General features: G+C 52.2%; 20 protein-coding genes. 14 read left to right on the forward strand and 6 right to left on the reverse strand.

The window, feature by feature from the left end:
• The first annotated feature begins 41 nt into the window (after positions 1 to 41).
• The 9 genes from yycF to AC13H5_RS00380 all read left to right on the forward strand — a co-directional run bounded on the left by yycF (position 42) and on the right by AC13H5_RS00380 (position 8,858).
• Complete coding sequence (yycF, locus tag AC13H5_RS00340; RefSeq protein ID WP_034780323.1) at positions 42 to 752, forward strand: response regulator YycF; 711 nt, start codon at positions 42 to 44, stop codon at positions 750 to 752.
• 3 nt (positions 753 to 755) lie between these two features.
• Complete coding sequence (gene walK, locus AC13H5_RS00345; RefSeq protein WP_034780325.1) at positions 756 to 2,597, forward strand: cell wall metabolism sensor histidine kinase WalK; 1,842 nt, start codon at positions 756 to 758, stop codon at positions 2,595 to 2,597.
• Positions 2,597 to 3,982, forward strand: coding sequence for a two-component system activity regulator YycH (gene yycH / locus AC13H5_RS00350; RefSeq protein ID WP_034780327.1), 1,386 nt, complete (start codon positions 2,597 to 2,599; stop codon positions 3,980 to 3,982). The genes walK and yycH overlap by 1 nt, the downstream gene beginning before the upstream one ends.
• Entirely contained in the window at positions 3,969 to 4,793 is an 825-nt protein-coding gene (locus tag AC13H5_RS00355) for a two-component system regulatory protein YycI (RefSeq protein ID WP_483546114.1), read from the forward strand. The genes yycH and AC13H5_RS00355 overlap by 14 nt, the downstream gene beginning before the upstream one ends.
• A gap of 13 nt (positions 4,794 to 4,806) precedes the next feature.
• Positions 4,807 to 5,598 (forward strand): MBL fold metallo-hydrolase, encoded by a 792-nt coding sequence (locus AC13H5_RS00360; RefSeq protein ID WP_034780331.1) that lies wholly within the window; start codon positions 4,807 to 4,809, stop codon positions 5,596 to 5,598.
• Between the two features lie 51 nt (positions 5,599 to 5,649).
• The gene (locus tag AC13H5_RS00365; RefSeq protein WP_483546115.1) at positions 5,650 to 6,918 is read left to right on the forward strand and encodes a S1C family serine protease; all 1,269 of its coding nucleotides are present in this window, start codon (positions 5,650 to 5,652) and stop codon (positions 6,916 to 6,918) included.
• Between the two features lie 37 nt (positions 6,919 to 6,955).
• Complete coding sequence (locus tag AC13H5_RS00370) at positions 6,956 to 7,117, forward strand: CxxH/CxxC protein (RefSeq protein ID WP_021067873.1); 162 nt, start codon at positions 6,956 to 6,958, stop codon at positions 7,115 to 7,117.
• Between the two features lie 83 nt (positions 7,118 to 7,200).
• On the forward strand, positions 7,201 to 7,680 hold the full coding sequence (gene rlmH, locus AC13H5_RS00375) for a 23S rRNA (pseudouridine(1915)-N(3))-methyltransferase RlmH (protein WP_214797332.1): 480 nt from the start codon (positions 7,201 to 7,203) through the stop codon (positions 7,678 to 7,680).
• A 224-nt stretch (positions 7,681 to 7,904) separates the two neighbouring features.
• Entirely contained in the window at positions 7,905 to 8,858 is a 954-nt protein-coding gene (locus tag AC13H5_RS00380) for a hypothetical protein (RefSeq protein ID WP_483546116.1), read from the forward strand.
• A gap of 81 nt (positions 8,859 to 8,939) precedes the next feature.
• On the opposite strand, the gene AC13H5_RS00385 is transcribed toward AC13H5_RS00380, so the two are convergent.
• Together AC13H5_RS00385 and AC13H5_RS00390 are read right to left on the reverse strand one after the other, a co-directional pair.
• Positions 8,940 to 9,314: a VOC family protein gene (locus AC13H5_RS00385; RefSeq protein WP_215190433.1), complete on the reverse strand. Its 375-nt coding sequence runs from the start codon at positions 9,312 to 9,314 to the stop codon at positions 8,940 to 8,942.
• 66 nt (positions 9,315 to 9,380) lie between these two features.
• The gene (locus tag AC13H5_RS00390; protein WP_214797335.1) at positions 9,381 to 9,644 is read right to left on the reverse strand and encodes a hypothetical protein; all 264 of its coding nucleotides are present in this window, start codon (positions 9,642 to 9,644) and stop codon (positions 9,381 to 9,383) included.
• An 84-nt stretch (positions 9,645 to 9,728) separates the two neighbouring features.
• Between AC13H5_RS00390 and AC13H5_RS00395 the strand changes: the two genes are divergently transcribed.
• Entirely contained in the window at positions 9,729 to 10,202 is a 474-nt protein-coding gene (locus AC13H5_RS00395; protein WP_483546538.1) for a peptide-methionine (S)-S-oxide reductase, read from the forward strand.
• A 29-nt stretch (positions 10,203 to 10,231) separates the two neighbouring features.
• On the opposite strand, the gene AC13H5_RS00400 is transcribed toward AC13H5_RS00395, so the two are convergent.
• Both AC13H5_RS00400 and AC13H5_RS00405 read right to left on the reverse strand, forming a co-directional pair.
• Complete coding sequence (locus AC13H5_RS00400; protein ID WP_214754506.1) at positions 10,232 to 10,474, reverse strand: hypothetical protein; 243 nt, start codon at positions 10,472 to 10,474, stop codon at positions 10,232 to 10,234.
• Between the two features lie 19 nt (positions 10,475 to 10,493).
• Positions 10,494 to 11,126 carry an HNH endonuclease family protein gene (locus AC13H5_RS00405; RefSeq protein ID WP_483546117.1) on the reverse strand — a complete coding sequence of 211 codons (633 nt, stop codon included), beginning with the start codon at positions 11,124 to 11,126 and terminating at the stop codon, positions 10,494 to 10,496.
• A 255-nt stretch (positions 11,127 to 11,381) separates the two neighbouring features.
• Between AC13H5_RS00405 and AC13H5_RS00410 the strand changes: the two genes are divergently transcribed.
• Both AC13H5_RS00410 and AC13H5_RS00415 read left to right on the forward strand, forming a co-directional pair.
• Positions 11,382 to 12,575, forward strand: coding sequence for a DUF4317 domain-containing protein (locus tag AC13H5_RS00410; protein WP_034780348.1), 1,194 nt, complete (start codon positions 11,382 to 11,384; stop codon positions 12,573 to 12,575).
• A 24-nt stretch (positions 12,576 to 12,599) separates the two neighbouring features.
• Complete coding sequence (locus AC13H5_RS00415) at positions 12,600 to 13,019, forward strand: hypothetical protein (RefSeq protein ID WP_404583739.1); 420 nt, start codon at positions 12,600 to 12,602, stop codon at positions 13,017 to 13,019.
• Positions 13,020 to 13,229: 210 nt separating this feature from the next.
• Here the strand turns inward: AC13H5_RS00415 and AC13H5_RS00420 are convergent, their stop codons facing one another.
• Together AC13H5_RS00420 and AC13H5_RS00425 are read right to left on the reverse strand one after the other, a co-directional pair.
• Complete coding sequence (locus AC13H5_RS00420; RefSeq protein WP_214824096.1) at positions 13,230 to 14,675, reverse strand: DEAD/DEAH box helicase; 1,446 nt, start codon at positions 14,673 to 14,675, stop codon at positions 13,230 to 13,232.
• A 186-nt stretch (positions 14,676 to 14,861) separates the two neighbouring features.
• Positions 14,862 to 15,635, reverse strand: coding sequence for an aminoglycoside 6-adenylyltransferase (locus tag AC13H5_RS00425; protein ID WP_214824098.1), 774 nt, complete (start codon positions 15,633 to 15,635; stop codon positions 14,862 to 14,864).
• An 84-nt stretch (positions 15,636 to 15,719) separates the two neighbouring features.
• Between AC13H5_RS00425 and AC13H5_RS00430 the strand changes: the two genes are divergently transcribed.
• Entirely contained in the window at positions 15,720 to 16,790 is a 1,071-nt protein-coding gene (locus AC13H5_RS00430; RefSeq protein ID WP_483546118.1) for an alpha/beta hydrolase, read from the forward strand.
• Positions 16,787 to 19,561 carry a glycoside hydrolase family 3 C-terminal domain-containing protein gene (locus AC13H5_RS00435; RefSeq protein WP_483546119.1) on the forward strand — a complete coding sequence of 925 codons (2,775 nt, stop codon included), beginning with the start codon at positions 16,787 to 16,789 and terminating at the stop codon, positions 19,559 to 19,561. Before AC13H5_RS00430 ends, AC13H5_RS00435 begins: the two co-directional genes overlap by 4 nt.
• The last annotated feature ends 47 nt before the right edge of the window (positions 19,562 to 19,608 follow it).

Below are 19,608 nucleotides of genomic sequence, written 5' to 3' on the forward strand. Positions count from 1 at the left end.
TGTAGACATGTACGTTTAACGATAAGAGGAGGACTCACTGAATGGATCGTACGATTTTAGTGGTAGATGACGAACAACCAATCGCAGATATATTGAAGTTTAAGCTTGAAAAAGAAGGTTACCAAGTCCACGTCGCCTATGACGGGGAAGAGGCGCTCGTGAAAGTCGAAGAAGTCAAACCAGATTTGATTTTGCTCGACATCATGTTGCCGCTCAAAGACGGTATGGAAGTATGCCGTGAAGTCCGGAAGAAGTACGATATGCCGATCATCATGTTGACGGCGAAAGACTCTGAGATCGATAAAGTGCTCGGACTCGAGCTCGGTGCTGACGATTACGTCACGAAGCCGTTCAGCTCGCGCGAGCTCTTGGCCCGCGTCAAGGCGAACATGCGCCGTCATGCAACGGCCCCGGCCCCAGAAACGAAAGGTGCCAACGCCAATGATATCGTCATCGGTGACTTGACGATTCATCCGGATTCATACATGGTCACGAAGCGGGAAGAGAAAATCGAACTGACACACCGTGAGTTCGAGCTCATCCATTATCTTGCCCAAAACATCGGGCAAGTCATGACGCGTGAGCATTTGCTCCAGACGGTATGGGGCTATGACTACTTCGGCGATGTCCGCACGGTCGATGTGACGGTCCGGCGTTTGCGCGAAAAAGTCGAAGACAACCCATCGACGCCGACGTATATCATCACGCGCCGTGGTGTCGGTTACTATTTAAAAGCAGGAGAAGAAGACTAAACGATGAAACGGACGAACTTCTTTAAATCTATCCAGTGGAAGCTCGTCGTCATCTATGCGCTGCTCATTCTTGTTGCGATGCAAGTCATCGGAGTGTACTTTGTGCGCTCCCTCGAACGACAATACATCAACAACTTCTCGCAGTCGCTCGTCGATCGCGCCAACCTTCTGAGCTATAACGTCAGTGAAGGGATCGCATCGAACGGCGGTGACTCGACCTCGGACCAGCAGTTGAACCAGGTACTGGATCAACTGCTGTCTGAGTTTACGGAGAGCACGACGCTAGCTGATGACATTCGCGAAGTCCAGATTATCGACACGAACAGTGTCGTCCGGGCGACGTCGAATCCGAATAACCAAAGTCTCGTCGGACAACGGACGGCGAACTCGTTTATTCAAAAATCGTTTGCGACGAGCGGAGCGCAAGAGACGCTCGTCTATGAAGACTCGAACGAACGCATGCGTGTCGTCGCCGTCCCGGTGAAATCCGAGGTCGATGGGACGACGACCGGTATGATCTATATCGAGGCCTCGATGCAGTCCATCTATAACCAAATGGAACAAGTGACGAGGATTCTCGCGACCGGGACACTCATCGCTCTCATCATCACATCGATCCTTGGGGTGTTGCTGTCACGGACGATTACGCGACCGATTGCGGATATGCGTCGTCAAGCCGTCGAGATGCGAAAAGGGAATTTCTCGCGGAAAGTTAAAGTCTATTCCGACGACGAGGTCGGCCAACTTGCTTACGCCTTCAACGAATTGACCGATGAACTGATGGAGGCGAACGCAACGACGGAAGCCGAACGGCGCCGCTTGACGAGCGTCCTCGAGAACATGTCGGACGGGGTCGTCGCGACGGATCGTTCCTTGCGCGTCATCTTGATGAACGACCAAGCCCGCGATATGATCGGACTCGCTGAAGAAGAAGCGATGGGGACGAACCTACAGAACTTACTCGAATTCGATGACGAGATCGTCATTCCGGAAGACGGGACGATGCCGCCAAAACTGATCGACCTCAGTACGGACGAAGAACTATTCCTCGTCCGCGCCTACTTCTCACCGATTCAAAAGCATAGCGGACCAATCACCGGTCTCATCGTCGTTCTGCACGATGTGACCGAGCAAGAACAAGTCGAGCAAGACCGCCGTGAGTTCGTCGCGAACGTCAGCCACGAGTTGCGGACGCCGCTCACGACGATGCGGAGTTACCTCGAAGTGCTCGCCGAAGGCGCGTATAAGGATGACGAGCTCGCCCCGCGCTTCCTCGAGACGACCCAGAATGAGACGGAGCGGATGATCCGCCTCGTCAACGATCTGTTGCAGCTATCGAAGATGGACAGCAAAGAGTATACGATGCAAAAAGTGAAGTTCGATTTTATCCAGTTCTTCAACGACATCATCGACCGGCATGAGATGACGAAAGGCGAGACGATCCAGTTCCGCCGGAAGCTCATGAAACGTCGGGTATACGTCCACGCCGATCAAGATAAGATGACGCAGGTCATCGACAACATCATTACGAACGCCATCAAGTTCTCGCCAGAAGGCGGGACGATCACGTTCCGGACGATGCTCCGTGCCAAGCGACTCGTCATTGGTATTAAAGATGAAGGGGTCGGCATTCCGAAATCGAATTTGAAGAAAATCTTTGAACGGTTCTACCGGGTCGATAAGGCTCGGGCCCGCAATATCGGCGGGACCGGACTTGGTTTGTCGATTGCCAAAGAAGTCGTTTCCGCCCATGGCGGCGACATTTGGGCCGAGAGTGAGTTCGGACGCGGGACGACGATTTACTTCACCATCCCATTCGATACGATCGTGGAGGTGAATGACTGATGGAACGACCACGCTTCTTGGCGAAGCCAGAACTAGTGAAATCGCTCGTCTTGCTCACCTTGATCGTCACGTCCATCGTCCAAACGGTCATCCTCTGGGACTACCATCCGAAGTATCAGTCGGTCCAGTCAGAGACGCAAGTCGCGACGGTGGATGAGTCGCTGCAGCGACAACCGCGCCAAGTCATCGTACCGGCCCAGACGGTCGTCCACGAGAACAACGCCGTCTTCGCCACGAAAAACTCACCGAAACAGATTATGCGTGTCATCCGGGAGTCGTTCGAGGCGAGCGAATTTAAACCGCTCGCCGTCAAGAACGTCCCGAGTTTGTATGCGGGTGTCGATGAGGCCGTCGAATTGATTTTACCGGAGCCGTATTATGCGGATACACTCAGCTACATGCTTCCGGGCTCATACAGCTTGTCCGGGAAAGTGCCACAGCGGGCCCTCATCTTCATGGAGGACGACACGTGGCGCATCCGCACGATCATGAGCGACCAATCACTTTGGGAAGGGCGTTTGTCGAAAGTCGGCCAAGGTGACGTCAACAGTCTGTTCTTGAAAGACTCAGACCGATCGATGCGTCGTGTCACGTACACGGATGAACGCGTCAACTACATCCCCGTCGTCGGACCGGAGATGAACGAGCTGTTCGCTTACGACGTATCTCAGATTCAAATCTCGGCCCGTCTCGATTGGATGCGCGATACGTTCTTCCCGGGCGACCCGAACGTGCAGGAAGTCGATCCGGCCAGCTCCGTGGGCGCACTAACGAACGGGATTAGCGTCGCCGAATATGATGCGAACCTGAACGCGAGCCGTTATCGAAACTTATCACGCAACAGTTCGGAACAGGAGTCGGTCATCGGACTCGACACGATCGTCGAGTTCGTCAACTTCCACGGAGGTTGGGTCGATGAGACGTCGGAGAGCCAAGGTTTGTCGCTTCGGTTTGATGCGATCACTCCGGCCAACAAAGGTTTTGAAACGACCGTGTTCCGGTTTCACGTGAAGGGTTTCCCGGTGTTCAGTCAACGGGAGGCGTTTATCAACAACGATGCCGTCGACTTATCGACGCTGCGTGTCGAGAACGACGGGACACAAGTCCGGTCGATCACTCGGCACCATCTCGAGATCGATCGCTTGATCTCGGTCGGGACGACACAGCTCGCGGATGGACAAGATGTGGTCGATACGCTCGTCAATGCCGGACGATTTGAAAACGTGACCGAGATTCGACTCGGCTATGAGATTGAATACAATGAAGACACGAGCCGTTACGTCACGTTCTCCCCGAACTGGTTCGTTCGGGAAGCCGGAAGATGGATCCCATTCGATCAACCGGATGACTGGACAGAAAGGATGATGTATCGTGGATTGGAGTAAAGCGAAAACGATTCTTCTCTTCGCCTTCCTCGCGCTGAACATCTACCTGTTGTTCCAGCTTTTGACGGAAACGTGGGCGACAGAGGTCGTGACGAACGACAATACGTCGATCGCGCAAATCTTGGACCAACGAAACGTCGATGCGTCGAAGTTGCCGCGGATGGGTCGGGATATCGGTTATTTGACGGGGTCATCGGAACAGATGTCGGCCTCGATGATTACGAAGAACCGGGAAGCCCAGCTGGCGACGACGCTCGACAATATGCAACTCGAAGTCGAGCTCAAACAGCCGGTCCCGCTCGATCAAGACGATTTACGGACGACTGCGTCGACGTTCGTCTCCGAGTATGTCCCGTTCGGTTCCGAGTATGCGTACTGGCGCTATGACGCCGAGACGCGTCAAGTCGCCTTCGTGCAGACGTATGAGAACAATAAAATCTTCTCGAACCCCGAGATCGATGGGGAGACCGAGCAGTACATCGGTCCGTCGCTCCTGTTACTTCAATTGAACGAAGCGCTTGAAGTGAGCGACTATAAACAACGTCATTTGACGAACTTGTCCTCGAAGTCGCAAGACGATCTCGTCTTGACGGCGAGCGAGGCGATCTCGCAACTTGCGGCCCGGAAGTACTTCCAGCCGAACCAAGAGATGCGGGCCATCAATACGGGCTTCTATAGCCTGCCGCTCGACAGTTCCGGCAGCTTGATCATCATGCCGCCGCTCTGGTCGATCACGATTGACGAGGACGTCTACTTCGTCAATGCGATCGATGGGACCGTCGAACGGGTTGAATTTGATTCAGAAGAATGAAAGGAGTGATCGAGTGACTTTACGCTATAGTGTGCTTGCGAGCGGTTCGACCGGGAACGCCCTCTACATTGAGACGGAACGGGCGAAATTGCTCGTCGATGCCGGATTGACCGGGAAGGCGATGCAACAACGCATCACTGAGATTGGACGATCGTTTGATGGGATCGATGCACTGCTCGTCACGCATGAGCACTCCGACCATATTAAAGGTGTCGGGATTCTCGCTCGAAAATATAACTTACCGATTTATGCGAACGCGAAGACGTGGGATGCGATGGAATCGTTGATTGGAAAAGTCGACCCGGCCTTGAAGTTTCACTTCGAGGTAGGGGAGATTAAACAGTTCGGGGATATCGAAATCGAGTCGTTTAACGTCAGCCATGACGCGGCCGACCCGATGTTCTACCAGTTCGCGCATGACGGCAGACGCCTCGCCCACATCACCGATACGGGCTATGTGTCCGATCGGATGAAAGGCGTCATCCGTGGGGCCGATGATTTTATTTTCGAATCGAACCATGACGTCTCGATGCTTCAAATGGGACGGTACCCGTGGAGCGTCAAACGACGGATTCTTGGGGACTACGGTCACGTCTCGAACGAAGACGCGGCCATCGCGATGAGCGAGGTCATCGGAGACCAGACGAAACGGATTTATTTGGCCCACCTCAGTAAAGACAACAATATGAAAGAACTCGCTCAAATGAGCGTGTCCCAAACACTCGGGATGCGCGATGTCGACCTCGGTCGCATTAAATTGTGCGATACTGACCCATCGACCCCCACTTCGCTCGTTTCTTTATAAGCGAACTTGGGAAAAGACAGATAACACACTGTCTTGAAGGGGGGACGCGTCGTGAATGAAGAGAGACACCATGAGTATGAACCTCAAGACGTCGAACCTTTAGAGCACGAAGCAGATACAATGAACGATGTAAAACCGACGTACCCATCTCGCAGCGAGTGGCGCCCGAAACAAGAAGAACATGTGCGCCATAAGCCGCGAATGAACTTAAAACCGTTGTTACTCGGAGGGGTTGGCGGATTCTTAGGAGCGGCTTTGTTCTTTTTGGCGATGATGCTCTGGGATTCCCCAACCTCTCGTTTTGTGACAAATGAACTGATTCGGACAGAACAAGCCGTCACCATCACGGAATCCGACATCACGAGCGCTGTGACGGGTGCTAAAACGTCCGTCGTCAGCATTACGAACATCCAGCGGGCGTTCACCTCGGACTCGCAGTGGGAGGCCGGAGCGGGCTCTGGTGTCATCTATAAGGTCGAAGGCAACACGGCGTATATCGTCACGAACTTCCACGTCATCGAAGAAGCGGACGAGATCAACGTCGCGTTTTCTGACGGACAAGTCGCTTCGGCGACGATTCTCGGCGAGGACCCGCTCAACGATTTAGCTGTCGCATCGGTCGAACTGCCCGCCAATATCGATGTCGCTCCGATCACGCTCGGGGACTCGACCGTGCTCCAGGCAGGCGAGACTGTCATGGCGATCGGGAATCCGCTCGGCGTCTTTTCAAACTCGGTCACCCGTGGTATCGTCAGTGGTGTCGAACGCACCGTGCCGGTCGATACGAACAGTGATGGCCTCATGGACTACAATGCCGAGGTCATCCAGACCGATGCCGCCATCAACCCGGGGAACTCCGGCGGGGCACTCATCAACATCCGCGGCGAGCTCGTCGGCATCAACTCGATGAAAATCGCCGAGGCGAGCGTCGAAGGGGTCGGCTTCTCGATTCCCGTCAACGTCGCGCTGCCGGTCATCGATATGCTCGAGCGTGATGGCAAAGTGACGCGGGCCCAGCTCGGCGTCACGATTCAAGAAGTCATCGCCGTACCGGGTAACGTCCGGGAAGAGTATGGGATTAGTTTTGACAACGAAGACGGGGTATTCGTCGAGGCGATCACGCCCGGCAGTCCGGCCGAAGAGGCGGGCCTCCGCGTCGGTGACGTCATCGTCAAAATCGGCGACCGCGACATCAAACGTTACGTCGATTTGCGGGACGCGCTGTATCGTGATGCCACGGTTGGCGATAAGGTCACGATTCAATATACGCGACGCGGCAAGGCAGGCAAGACCGAGGCAACATTAACTGAAGCAACCTAAAGGAGCGGCGACGCTTCTTTTTTAAGGAGGAAACATTGTGGAAAAAAAAGTATGCAAGGAACATGTTGAAATCGCTTTAGATATCATTGTCGATGAGACGGGGGAATACCCGTTGCTAGAAGAACTATCCACAAGTGGACAAGTGACATGTGAGTTCTGCGATGCCGACGCAACATATGTTGTGTCAAGCAAAAAATGATTATCAACATGTGGATTTGTGGATAACTCTGTGGATAACCCTATGGATAACTCCAAAAAAACTGTGGAAAAAGGAAGAATTGGATGAATATTTCAATTATCACGGTCGGCAAACTAAAAGAGAAGTATTTGAAACTAGGGATTGCCGAGTACACAAAACGCTTGTCGGCCTATGCGAAAGTGCAGGAAATCGAGGTCGCGGACGAGAAAGCGCCCGAGCATTTGAGTGAGGCGGACATGATTCTAGTAAAACAAAAAGAAGGCGAGCGGATTTTAGCGAAAATCAGTCCGGACACGCATGTGATTGCTTTGGCCATCGACGCCAAGCAACGGACGAGCGAAGAGTTCGCCCGTGAGCTCGACCACTTGGCGACATACGGCAAGAGCAAAATCGCGTTCGTCATCGGCGGCTCGCTCGGCTTGTCGGACGACGTCATGAAACGCTCGGATGATACGATCTCATTCTCGAAGATGACGTTCCCGCATCAGTTGATGAAGCTCGTCTTGTGTGAACAGATTTATCGAGCGTATCGGATCAACAGGAATGAGCCTTATCATAAATAAATGAGGTCTGATAAAAGGTTGATGAGCCAACGCTCATCAACCTTTTATTTTGTCCTGAAGACATTTTTAAATAGAGACTAAGACCATAATCCAATCTTTTTTATGTCCAATTTAAAAAGGATTGTCGATTATCAGTTTCGAATTTACAATATAGATAAAAATCATCATAAAATGGTATTTTTTATAAAAAATCATATTTTTAAGCGCAGAGGAGCTTTCCAAAAATGGAATCGAAACGAGAACGAACGACAAGAAGAACATCATTTTTTCAAAGATATTTGATCCCAATCACAATCGCTTCGTCTGTAGTCGTATCTGGTACAGTCGGATACTTTGTTAGCCAATTTAATATGAATCGGGATACGAACGAGTCTATTTCTCAAGCGGAGATGCAATCGCGCGTCGACGATATGCAAGCAGAATCTGTCACAACCATTGAAAAAGAAGTACCGCAAATCATTAATGATTTAGAAGAATACAATCAAGATTTAACCCAACTCGTCCAACAAGTCGATTGGTTAAAAGAAAATATGGTCCCTGTCCGTAACGTTTTAGAACATATCAATTCAGCAACGCTTGTCATTTCAGGAGTTAACAGTGTGGTTAGTAGTCCGGTGTTAGGTAAAATGAGTTCTTATTTAAGTTCTGCCAACAGCACGTTAAATGAAGTGGATGACGTTTTATTTCGACTAGAACACTTATCGAGTATCAAACAAGAGATGGCTGAGACGCGTAAACGGGTGAGTCAATTATATGAGACCTACCAAACTGAGAATGATCCAGCATTGCTATTAGAAATGGAGCACGAATTGGATACGGAACTCGTTTATCAAATTGAGGACGTTCGAACCTCGACAATCGAAGCTAGGGAAGCTCTAGAATTATCTACAAATGTCATTGTAACGGCGAACTATACAATTTCTTCCTATCAAAAGGTGAAAAGGACGGGTGGAAAAGCCATCGAGACACTGCAATTTTGGAAAGAAGAAAAGAATGAAAATAAAATTGATCAGGACAAGTACGATCGAATTGAAAAAGAGCTAGCAGATTCAAGAGAACGTCTAAAAGATCTTCCTGAAGAAATGGCCGAACGATCGAAGCGAACAATCTCTTCCATCAATGAAGTGAAAACTGAGCTTCAAGTCGTGAGGTTGGCTGAAGTAATTCAAACAGATTAAAAAATGGTAAAGGAACGATTGAGTAAGTCACTAGAAACTAGTCAAAAAATAAAAGAAAGGTCACCGAACAGCCGCAACCTATCATTTTGTATGAATCTCACTCATCAACGCATGCGTGTTACCCTCAGAGTCCTTGAAAAAAGCCATCCACGTCTCGAGATTCTCCATTTTCGCGACGAGGTGCGGCTCGTCGATAAACTGAACATCTTTCGCCAAAAGCTGTTCATACGCCTCAGTGAGATGGTTCACTTGGAGATATAGCACAGAGCTCGCTTTCGCAAAATCTTCATTTTCGGGACGCGACAGCATGAGCCGCACACCGCTACATTCTAAAAAGGCGAGGTTGTCTGCCTGGAATAAGAGCGGAAGCTGAAGCGTGTCCCGATAAAAACGTACCGCGCGATCCAAGTCGTGCACCGGCACATAGATTTGTCTGATTTGCTGAATGAGATTCAAACGACATCCCTCCTGAATTAGGTTCTATCACGAGTGTAGCGAATTTATCCTGGATTCCCTTCCTGTTTAACGAGTTTGGCGGATCCGTTGAACTATGAATAGTCCGAGCGCCAAAATGACGGTTAGGACAATGAACGTGAATCCCAAATAGAAGGGTGAACCGGTCGTCCCAATGGCCACCTCGTTTTGAAACATGGTGACGTTATCCGCCTCGGCGATGATATCGGGTTCGTAGTTCAGCGTGCGGATGAAGCCAATCCCGAACGTGGCGATAATGTACATCACATGGAGTGCTGCGGATAGGAGAAGAGCGAGTCTGATTGTTTTCAAAATGGTACTCCTTTTTGGATATAATCATGTATAACGATAGTATAGCGAGGATTTCCTAAACCTGACAGACAAGGAGTGAGACTCATCGAAACCGTTTATTTAGCAGGGGGCTGCCTTTGGGGCGTCCAAGCGTTCATCAAGACGTTACCGGGCGTCGTCGAGACAGAAGCAGGGCGAGCGAATGGGACGACGGATTCGCTCGATGGAAAATATGACGGCTACGCCGAATGCGTCAAAACGACGTTCGATTCGAGCATCGTCACGATGAAGGATTTAATGAAGTACTTGTTTGAAATCATCGACCCATACAGCGTCAATCGTCAAGGCGAAGATGTCGGCGAAAAGTATCGGACCGGCGTCTATAGTACCGACCCGCGCCACTTGGAAGTCGCGCGCACGTTTATCAATAGTCGGAGCGATGCGAAGCAAATCGCGGTCGAGGTATTACCGCTCACGAACTACATCCGAAGCGCGGACGAGCATCAAGACAGGCTTGAGCGATGTCCGGACGATTACTGCCATATCCCGAAGACATTATTAGAGAAGTACAAACAATGAGCCGACACGATGCCGTGTCGGCTCATTTGTTATGCGCGCTCGAGGACGTTCACGAGCAAGCGATGCACGACCTCGTGGTCACGCACGTCATGCAGTTTGTAATCTTTCCCCGGTAACGTATACCACTCGGCCGCCCCGACGTACGTGATGGCGAGCTCGAGCGTGCCGTCTTCCTGACATGTCGTCCGTAATTCAAGTTCTCCACTGATGACGCCGACTTCCTCGGTCATGACGCCGTGGGAGGCTTTAAATACTGAAGAGTGCTGGTTCATAGCGAACTCCTTTCAAAACTCAATAGATGCAAGCATTGATGGCCGTTTGCAAGGCCGTCTTTTCTGTGGATTGGAGGCTGAGGCCCCAACGGCTCTTCGTCTCGACCCACATCTTCGCGTAGGCACAGCGCGCACCGGTACGTGGCGGCTGCCATGTCGACGGGTCTTGGTCCCCTTTCGAACGGTTCGAGCTGGCCGAGACGGCGATGAGCTGCGGCCCATTCAAATCATTGGCGAAGCTTTGACGCTTCGTCGTCGTCCAGCTGCTTGCGCCTGAGCGCCACGCTTCGGCCAAAGGTACGACATGATCGATGTCGATGTCAGACGCTGATGTGAATGTGATGCCGTCATAGTAACTGTACCACTTACCGGTGGTGACCGGACACTCATCGATGACCGAGTCGGCGTCGCGTTTCAAGACGATGTGCCGCGTGTTACACCCGTTCCCTTGGCTGCTCCAATGGGGGAACAAGTCACGACTATAGCCGGTCATCGCCCCTTCATTTTTCACCGTCAAGGCGTTTAATTTAGATAACGCCATTGACTTAGATGGGATACCTGGTGGGAGCGCCGAAGCGGTTGGCGTCGTGAAGTGAAGCGTTGTGATGACCAAGATGATGGCGAATAACGAACTGATGCATTTTTTAAGCATGTTTGTGCCTCCTATTATGTATGACGACTGGACGAGGTGCATCGTAAACGCACGATGCACCTCGAATATACATGGCAAGGAAGTGAGAAATACGCAAATTTACGAAAAATGAATCTAACGATTATAAAACTTGAGGTCAGGGACATGATACATGACATCAGACGTCCCGGCTTTAGCACTACTGACATACGCGTAGAGACCAACTATTGGTATAATGAAGGCGGTTTGTAGTAAAGGACGAAGGAGTGGTACGCCATGAATCAAAAAGACATCGCGGCGATTCGGAAGCATTTCAAATTGAATGCGGAAGCGGTCAAAATCGCTGACATTTATAATATTTATATTCGCCAAGACAGCAACGAGATTTTTTACGAGGAGTTACGCTCGTTCCCGTTCGTCGAGCAGGAGCATCAAGAGTTGTTCCTCGCCAATTTCAAGAAAGTGCTCGGTGGCAAAATCGACGAGAAGCTGTTCGAAGTGAAGTTCCAGCACCCGGAAGCTGGGCAGACCGACCATACGCAGACATTGCTCTATGAGGCGCTCCGGACCGACGAGATTGAAGAGTGGGCCGGTATGATGCAGCGGATCGCGCTCAAGATGGTCCAGGAGGCGCCGTTCGAGAAAGATATGGTCGTCACGTTCATCCGCTTCAAATACAATAAGCCGACGCGTCGTCATTCCGAGGAGACGGAGATCGACATGCGCGACGAGGTATGGACGTCACGATTCATCCTATGCAGCATCAATCAGACCGAGCTCCCGAAACAGTCGCTCGTGTTCGACTATATCGAGCGGGAGTTCAAGTCGAACATCTTCATCAATCCGGTCATCAAACTCGATGCCCCGATCGGCGGCTTTATGTTCCCGTGCTTCACGGACAACGCGGCCGACGTCAACCATATCTTGTACGCCGCGCAAAAGGCTCATCAACCAGACTTCGGCTTTATCGAGAACGTCTTGAATGGCACCGAGATTGTGACGGCGGTCGAAGAGAAGGCGATGTTCGAAGAAGTCGTCAAAACCGTTATCGGCGAAGAAGTGAACGTGGGGACGCTCGCTACCGTTTACGATGAAATCAACCAGATGATTCTCGCCGAAGCAGAACGCGAGGACGAGGAAGAGAGCGTGCCGATGATTGACGCCCGCACTGTGGAGGTTGTCTTGAAAGCGAGCGGCGTCGAGGACGTGACGACGGAGAAAGTCGAGGCGGCGTTCCAACAAGTCGTCGACGACCGACAATACGAGATGAAGGCGAGCAGTGTCGTCCCGAAATACACATCGAAGTCGATTAAAATCAATACGAAAGTCGCCAATATCTCGATCAGTCCACAAGACTTGAAGTACGTGAGACAAGTGAACGTGAAAGGGAAACGGTGCTTGTTAATCGAACTAGAAGAGGACACGGAAATCGAAGGATTCAAGCTGATCTCGGAAGAACTGCTCGACTAATAAATTCCGACTGGAGGACATCGAGTGCATCCGATAGAGCTGATTGAACATTTGATGGCAGCCGTTATGGTTATGCTGATTTTTGCGGCGTCTTATGTATTTCGCGGGAAATGGCGGACGATGATTCGTCTGTTGGCTGTAATCTGCATCATCACGTATGCGGTGTTTTATGCGATTCGTCCGTCTTTAATCGAGGGCCGGGTCGCGGCGGACGTTGTCATCCTTGAAGACGAACTCGAAGAACGGTACCCGAATGAAACGTTCACCACTACGACGATCCCGTTTCGGACAGAAGGATACGAGAGCACGGATCCATACACGATATATGTGACGTTTTCGAGTGAGCCGGATGCCGAATATTATTATAGGGTGACAGACCAAGGTGAAGTCGAGCAACGAGGGTATAGTTCGACAATCGAGGGGAAAATGGATTTTCTACATTGAAAAGACGAAGGCTCAGGCGCAACGCCTGAGCTATTTTTATGACAATCAGGTGAGGAAGGTTGAATTCAAGACTAGTTATCGGTATTATTTTGTTGAAAGCGTTCTCTCAACAACGTTATTTTTTTTAACAGTTTCCGAAAGCGCTTTCGATGATGTTGGTTAAACACAAAAAAGGCCCGGAGAGATCATTCTCTCCGAAACCTGGATTGTTTATTTATGGGCTTTACTAACTTTTAGCTTTTTACCTTTAATCGGTGTCGATTCCATCGCCTGAAGGACGAGTGAGCCTTTGCCGTTCAAAATGTCGACGTACGTCATTTGGTCGTTGATTGTGATGATACCGATATCGTCTGCCGTCACACCAGGAATTTTGGCGATTGTACCGACGAAGTCGATGGCGCGGAGTTTTTTCTTCTTCCCGCCGCTGAAGTGAAGCTTCATGATGTCTTGGTTGATGCGGGCCGTCTTGTTGTTGCGAACGACGCGTCGTCCGCTCAACTTCTCTTCGAAAGCGGCTTGGTTGCGCGCGACTTCTCTTTCAGTCGGTGCATCCATTTCCGGGATGTCGAACTTGATGAACGCTTCGATGGCGCGAACGAACTTGCCTTCATGCGGCGTCGCGAGCGTGATCGCTTTTCCGGCGTTGCCGGCACGGCCTGTGCGTCCGGTCCGGTGCACGTAGCTCTCTTTTTCCATCGGCACGTCATAGTTGATGACGAGGTTGACGTTATCGACATCGATTCCGCGCGCTGCGACGTCGGTCGCGACGAGATAACGGAAGTTACCCATCTTGAAGCCTTCCATAACGGCGAAGCGGTCTTCTTGCTCGAGGCCACCGTGGAGGCGTTCACACGAGTAACCGGCTTGATCGAGTTCGCTGTACACCGTGTCGACGTGTTCTTTCGTCCGGCAGAAGATGAGGCAGCTGTCTGGATTTTCGACGACCGTCAAATCTTTCAGTACGGCGAGCTTGTCTTCGCGGCGCACTTCAATCAAGCCATGTTCGATCGTCGAAGCGGTGACACCGCTCGATTCGATAGCCACACGGATTGGTTCGTTCATGTGCTTTTGGCATAAACGCTCGATGTCGTTCGGGAACGTCGCTGAGAACACCATCGTCACGCGGTCGCGCGGCAATTCTTGAAGAATCGCCTCGACGTCAGCGAGGAAACCGCGGTTCAACATCTCGTCGGCCTCATCGATGATCAAATAATCGATTTTATCGAGGACGAGCGTCTCCCGTTCGATGTGGTCCATGACGCGTCCTGGTGTCCCGACGACGACGTGCGTCTTCTGTTTCAATTCATCACGTTGCTTCGAGAACGGTTCTTTGCCGTAAACGGCAGTCGCCTTGATGCGTTTGAAACGACCGATGTTCGTCATATCCTCACGGACTTGGACGGCGAGTTCGCGCGTCGGTGTGAGAATCAGCACTTGCGGCTTGTTTTCTTCCCATTCGATGAGTTCCGTGACTGGAATCCCGAACGCCGCTGTCTTACCACTCCCGGTTTGGGCTTTGACGACCAAGTCTTGACGCTCGAGTGCGAGCGGGATGACTTTCTGTTGGACCTCGGTCGGTGATTCGTATTTCATGATGCCTAGTGCGCGTTGGATATCTTCGCTTAGGCGATAGTCTGAAAAGCTTGGTTGATTCATAGGTTTACCTCATTTTCGTGTAAGAAACTTCTATTCGAGAAATTTTCATTAGCAATTTGTATTACGCTTCATTATACACGAAAGCAACCCGTTCGTCGTTCATCCCGAAAATCGGTCGAGTGTGAAGCTGGACAAGTCGAACGGACTTTTTATAGCCAACGTGCGTTCAGCAGGAGCCTGTGCATGTCATTCCTCATGAAGCAACCGCTGCATATACGGTTCAAGTTTGAATTGCGGATGGTCTTCCAAACAGGCTGAGAATAAAGTGTGAATCGATTGCTTGGCGCGTTGGATTGATACCGGATCGATGGAAGCGGGATACGTCCGTAAATAATCCTCAATGAACGAACTTTTCAACGTGTGATACGCCTTGAATTGATGAACTTTTCGCCCCTCTTTCAATGTCTGGGCCGTCAACGTCAACTCGCGCAACGTCTCGAGCATCTTCAATGCATAGATAGGATTGTTTCGCTTCAACTCTTTCTCAAGTGCCAGCGAAGCATAGATAAACTCGAAGGGAACGTCGCTAGTCTCGTACCTGATTGGGCTGGCGATGAACCGTTCATGTTCGGTTTCCATGTGTTGGAGAAGTTGCCCGTTCCGATCGACCACGACGTTCCAAAGCGGGGAACGAACCGGGAGTATTTCAAGCGGGGCGATGGAGACGTTAAACTCTAAGCGGTTCTCAAGCAGGACAATCAATAAATAGATATCTGGTCCGAACTGCTTTTCTTTAATGAAAACCGGAGATAACTGTAGAAAGTATTCGGCCAAATGCCGCTTGATTGATTGGGGGTCAACGCCAGTGCGGGCAGCCACCATTAAATCGATATCGGAATAACGGTCCTGATATCCTGCGGCACCAGAGCCGAGCTGAACAACACCTTGAACGCCTGTGTCGGTTTGTAGGTGATTAAGAACGTGCTGGAAGTGTGTGTCTCTTTCAACTGTACTGTACATAGAATGACCTCGTTTTCGTAGATGATAAATCCTTATTCTACCAATCGAGGGCAAACCCTTTAATCACATAAGGAGGATGCAGTGATGAAACAAACTTATGCACAACTGGTGAGGCTCTTGAGCCAGTCTCAAAACATGAATCATGAGAACGGCGTCGAAACAATCATCAAACCCGTCCCGGACGCTGATGTGACCGGTGACCTCGACCCGCGGGTATTGGCCGTCATCCAAGGGTATGACGCAACCGAGCCAGAAACGTCATTCGACTTGGCGTCGGTCCGTGCCAGCATGGGCTGGCCGAACCGTGACGTGACGACGATGGACATCACGACAGACCACGTTTTGATTCCGAGCGCTGACGGCGACATCCCGGCGCGCCTGTATCGGCCGCGCACGGAAGAGACGTTACCGGCCATCCTGTTCTTCCATGGCGGCGGTTTCTTCGGCGGGACGCTCGATACGGTCGAGAACCCGTGTAAACTGCTCGCCGAGAAAGCGAACGCCCTCGTCGTCTCGGTCGATTACCGGCTCGCGCCGGAGCATCCGTTTCCGGCAGGACTGAACGACTGTTACCGGGCGCTCGAATGGGTGCACGAGCGTGCCGATGACCTCAGAGTGTCACGCGACGACATCGCGGTCGCCGGCGACAGTGCTGGTGGGAACTTGGCGACGGCGTGTTGCTTACTCGACCGATCGAACGAGAGAAACATGATTCGTTTCCAGGCGCTCATTTATCCGGTCGTCAATCTGGGATCGATTCCGACAGACGACTATGAATGGAAGCTGGACAACTATGAAATCAAACATCATCACGACTTGATTCGCGGAGTCGTCCGGGCGCTCGCTGACAATGAAGGATTCTTCAACCAGCTTTATTTACAGGGAAAGGCCGAGCTGACCGACCCGCTCGTGTCGCCGTTGTTCGCGGATGATGTGAACGGCTTACCGCCTGCTTTGATTGTCACGGCCGAATACGATTACCTTCGTCTCGAAGGTGAGGCGTACGCGCGTAAACTCGCACGCGACGGCGTACCGACGCGACTGATTCAATATCGCGGGATGGACCACGCCTTTATGGACAAGCTCGGCGACTTTCCGCAAGCCGAAGACTGCATGATCGAAATCGCAAATGGAATGAAGGAGATGACACGATGAAGACTTACACATTGAACTGGGATACATATAAACAACTGGCGCGGACAGCCGTCGCAGAAGGGGCCGTCCTCTTGAAGAATGAACACGCGACGCTTCCGATTCAAGCGGGGACGACCGTTTCCGTATTCGGGCGCAGCCAATTCAACTACTACAAGAGCGGCACAGGATCAGGCGGGATGGTCAACGTCTCGCATGTGACGAGTCCGCTCGAGGCGCTTCAGGCGACAGAAGGCATTCAATTGAACGCGTCGCTTCTTGAGACGTACGAGACGTGGGTCGAGGCGAATCCGTTCGACCAGGGTGTCGGTTGGGCCGGTGAGCCGTGGTCGCAGCCAGAGATGGAAGTGACGGACGAGCTCGTCACAAAAGCGGCCGCAGCTTCTGATTTGGCACTCATCTTCATCGGACGCACGGCCGGTGAGGACCGAGATAACACGGCCGACCCGGGCAGCTATTTGTTGACGGACATCGAGCAGGCGTTGATCGAGAAAGTGTCCAAACAATTCGCGAAAACGGCCGTCGTTTTGAACGTCGGCAATATCATCGACATGGACTGGGCGCACCAACCGAGCGCAATCCTTTATACGTGGCAGGGTGGAATGGAAGGTGGGACCGGGCTCGTCGACGTCTTGACGGGTGCTGTCACGCCATCTGGTAAGTTGACCGATACGATTGCCAAATCGATTGAGGACTACCCATCGACGAAAAACTTCGGACATGCGGACAAGGGCATCTATCAAGAAGACATCTACGTCGGGTACCGCTATTTCGAGACGTTCGCCAAAGATTCGGTGCTCTATCCGTTCGGCTTTGGCTTATCGTATACGACGTTCACGACCGACGTCGCGACGGCGAGCGAACAGGATGGCGTGATCACGGTGACCGTCGATGTGACGAACACAGGCGCCGTTGAAGGAAAAGAAGTTGTCCAGCTGTACGTCGAGAAGCCACAAGGCACGCTCGGCAACCCGGCTCGTTCACTCGTCGCCTTCGATAAGACGGACACACTCGCACCGGGGGAACGGACGACGCTCACACTCAGCGTCCCAGTCACGGACTTCGCGAGCTATGACGATAACGGCGCGACAGGGCACGTATCAAGCTTCGTTCTCGAGGGCGGGACATACGAGCTTCACCTCGGGACGGACGTCCGCACGGCGCGACCTGTATTTACGTATAATGTAGATTCGCTTCAAGTCATTGAAACGCTCAGTGAAAACATGGCCCCGGTCACTCCGTTCGACCGCATCAAGCCGGTCGTCGGTGAGAATGGCTATTTGGTCGAATACGTGCCGACACCGCTCCGTGCGGTCGATGTCGAGGCACGCTATCTCGCCGAACGTCCGCTCTCGCGCGACTACGTCGGTGACAACGGCTTAACACTGAAGGACGTTTACGCCGGCAAGGCCGAACTCGAGACGTTCCTCGATCAGTTGACGGATGAAGACCTCGCCTGCATCGTCCGTGGACAAGGGATGAACTCGCCGCGCGTGACACCGGGAACGGCCGCCGCGTTCGGTGGGGTATCGGACCGCTTGAACGACCTCGGCATCCCAGCAGCATGTTGCGCGGACGGCCCGTCCGGCATCCGGATGGACATCGGGACGAAGGCATTCGCCCTTCCGAACGGGACGCTCCTCGCTTCGACGTTCAACGTCGAATTGGTGGAAGACCTGTTCGAGATGACCGGACTCGAGATGCGGAAAAATCGTGTCGATACGCTCCTCGGACCTGGGATGAACATCCACCGCAACCCGCTGAACGGCCGGAACTTCGAGTACTTCTCGGAAGACCCCCACGTAACCGGTAAGATGGCGATTGCTCAATTGAACGGGATGCATCGCGTCGGCGTGACGGGAACGCTCAAACACTTCAGCGCCAACAACCAAGAGGCGCACCGTCACGATATCGACTCGATCGTTTCGGAGCGGGCGCTGCGTGAGATTTACTTGAAAGGGTTCGAGATGGCCGTCAAAGAAGGCAAGGCGACATCAATCATGACGACGTATGGCGCCGTCAACGGCGTCTGGACGGCTGGACACTATGACCAGAACACACGTATCCTCCGGGACGAGTGGGGCTTTGACGGCATCGTCATGACCGACTGGTGGGCGAAAGTGAACCACCATGAAGACGAGCCGGCGAACCGTCAGAACACGGCGGCGATGGTCCAGTCGCAGAACGACTTGTATATGGTCGTCGACCGTCCGGACACGAACTCGTTCGATGACAACACGGGCGCGGCTCTCGCGGCCGGGTCGCTCACGCGCGGTGAACTGCTCCGTAGTGCGGCGAACATCTGTCGTTTCGTCTTGCAGTCACCGGCGATGGAGCGCGAGCTCGGCATTCACGACGGGACGATCGAGGTGATCGGGCTCGACGAGGAAGCCGGACAAGCCATCGACTTTGATGTGACGTATCGCCATCTCGAAAACGGGGAGAGCGTCAGTTTGAGTGACGCCGACACATCGACGGGGAACACGCATGTCTTTGCCGTCTCGGTCGATGAGACGGGGACGTACGACGTGACGATCACGGCGAAGTCGGACGCAGGCGAACTCGCCCAGATGCCGGTCACGTTGTTCGCCAACAACATCCCGGGCCCGACGTTCACGTTCAACGGCACGGACGGGGAATGGGTGACGCAGACGAAGCAAGTGTTCTTCTTGAACCAACACAACTATTTGCAGCTCTACTTCGCGCTCGGCGGTCTCGACGTGAAAGACATCACGTTCACGCTCGTCGACTCGTTCAGCATGAAAAACGGCTGATGAGCCCAATCGCTTCATCGTATACGTCTGGCCGCCTTTCACACATC

This window comes from Exiguobacterium sp. FD-YE-25-4 (assembly GCF_057004685.1).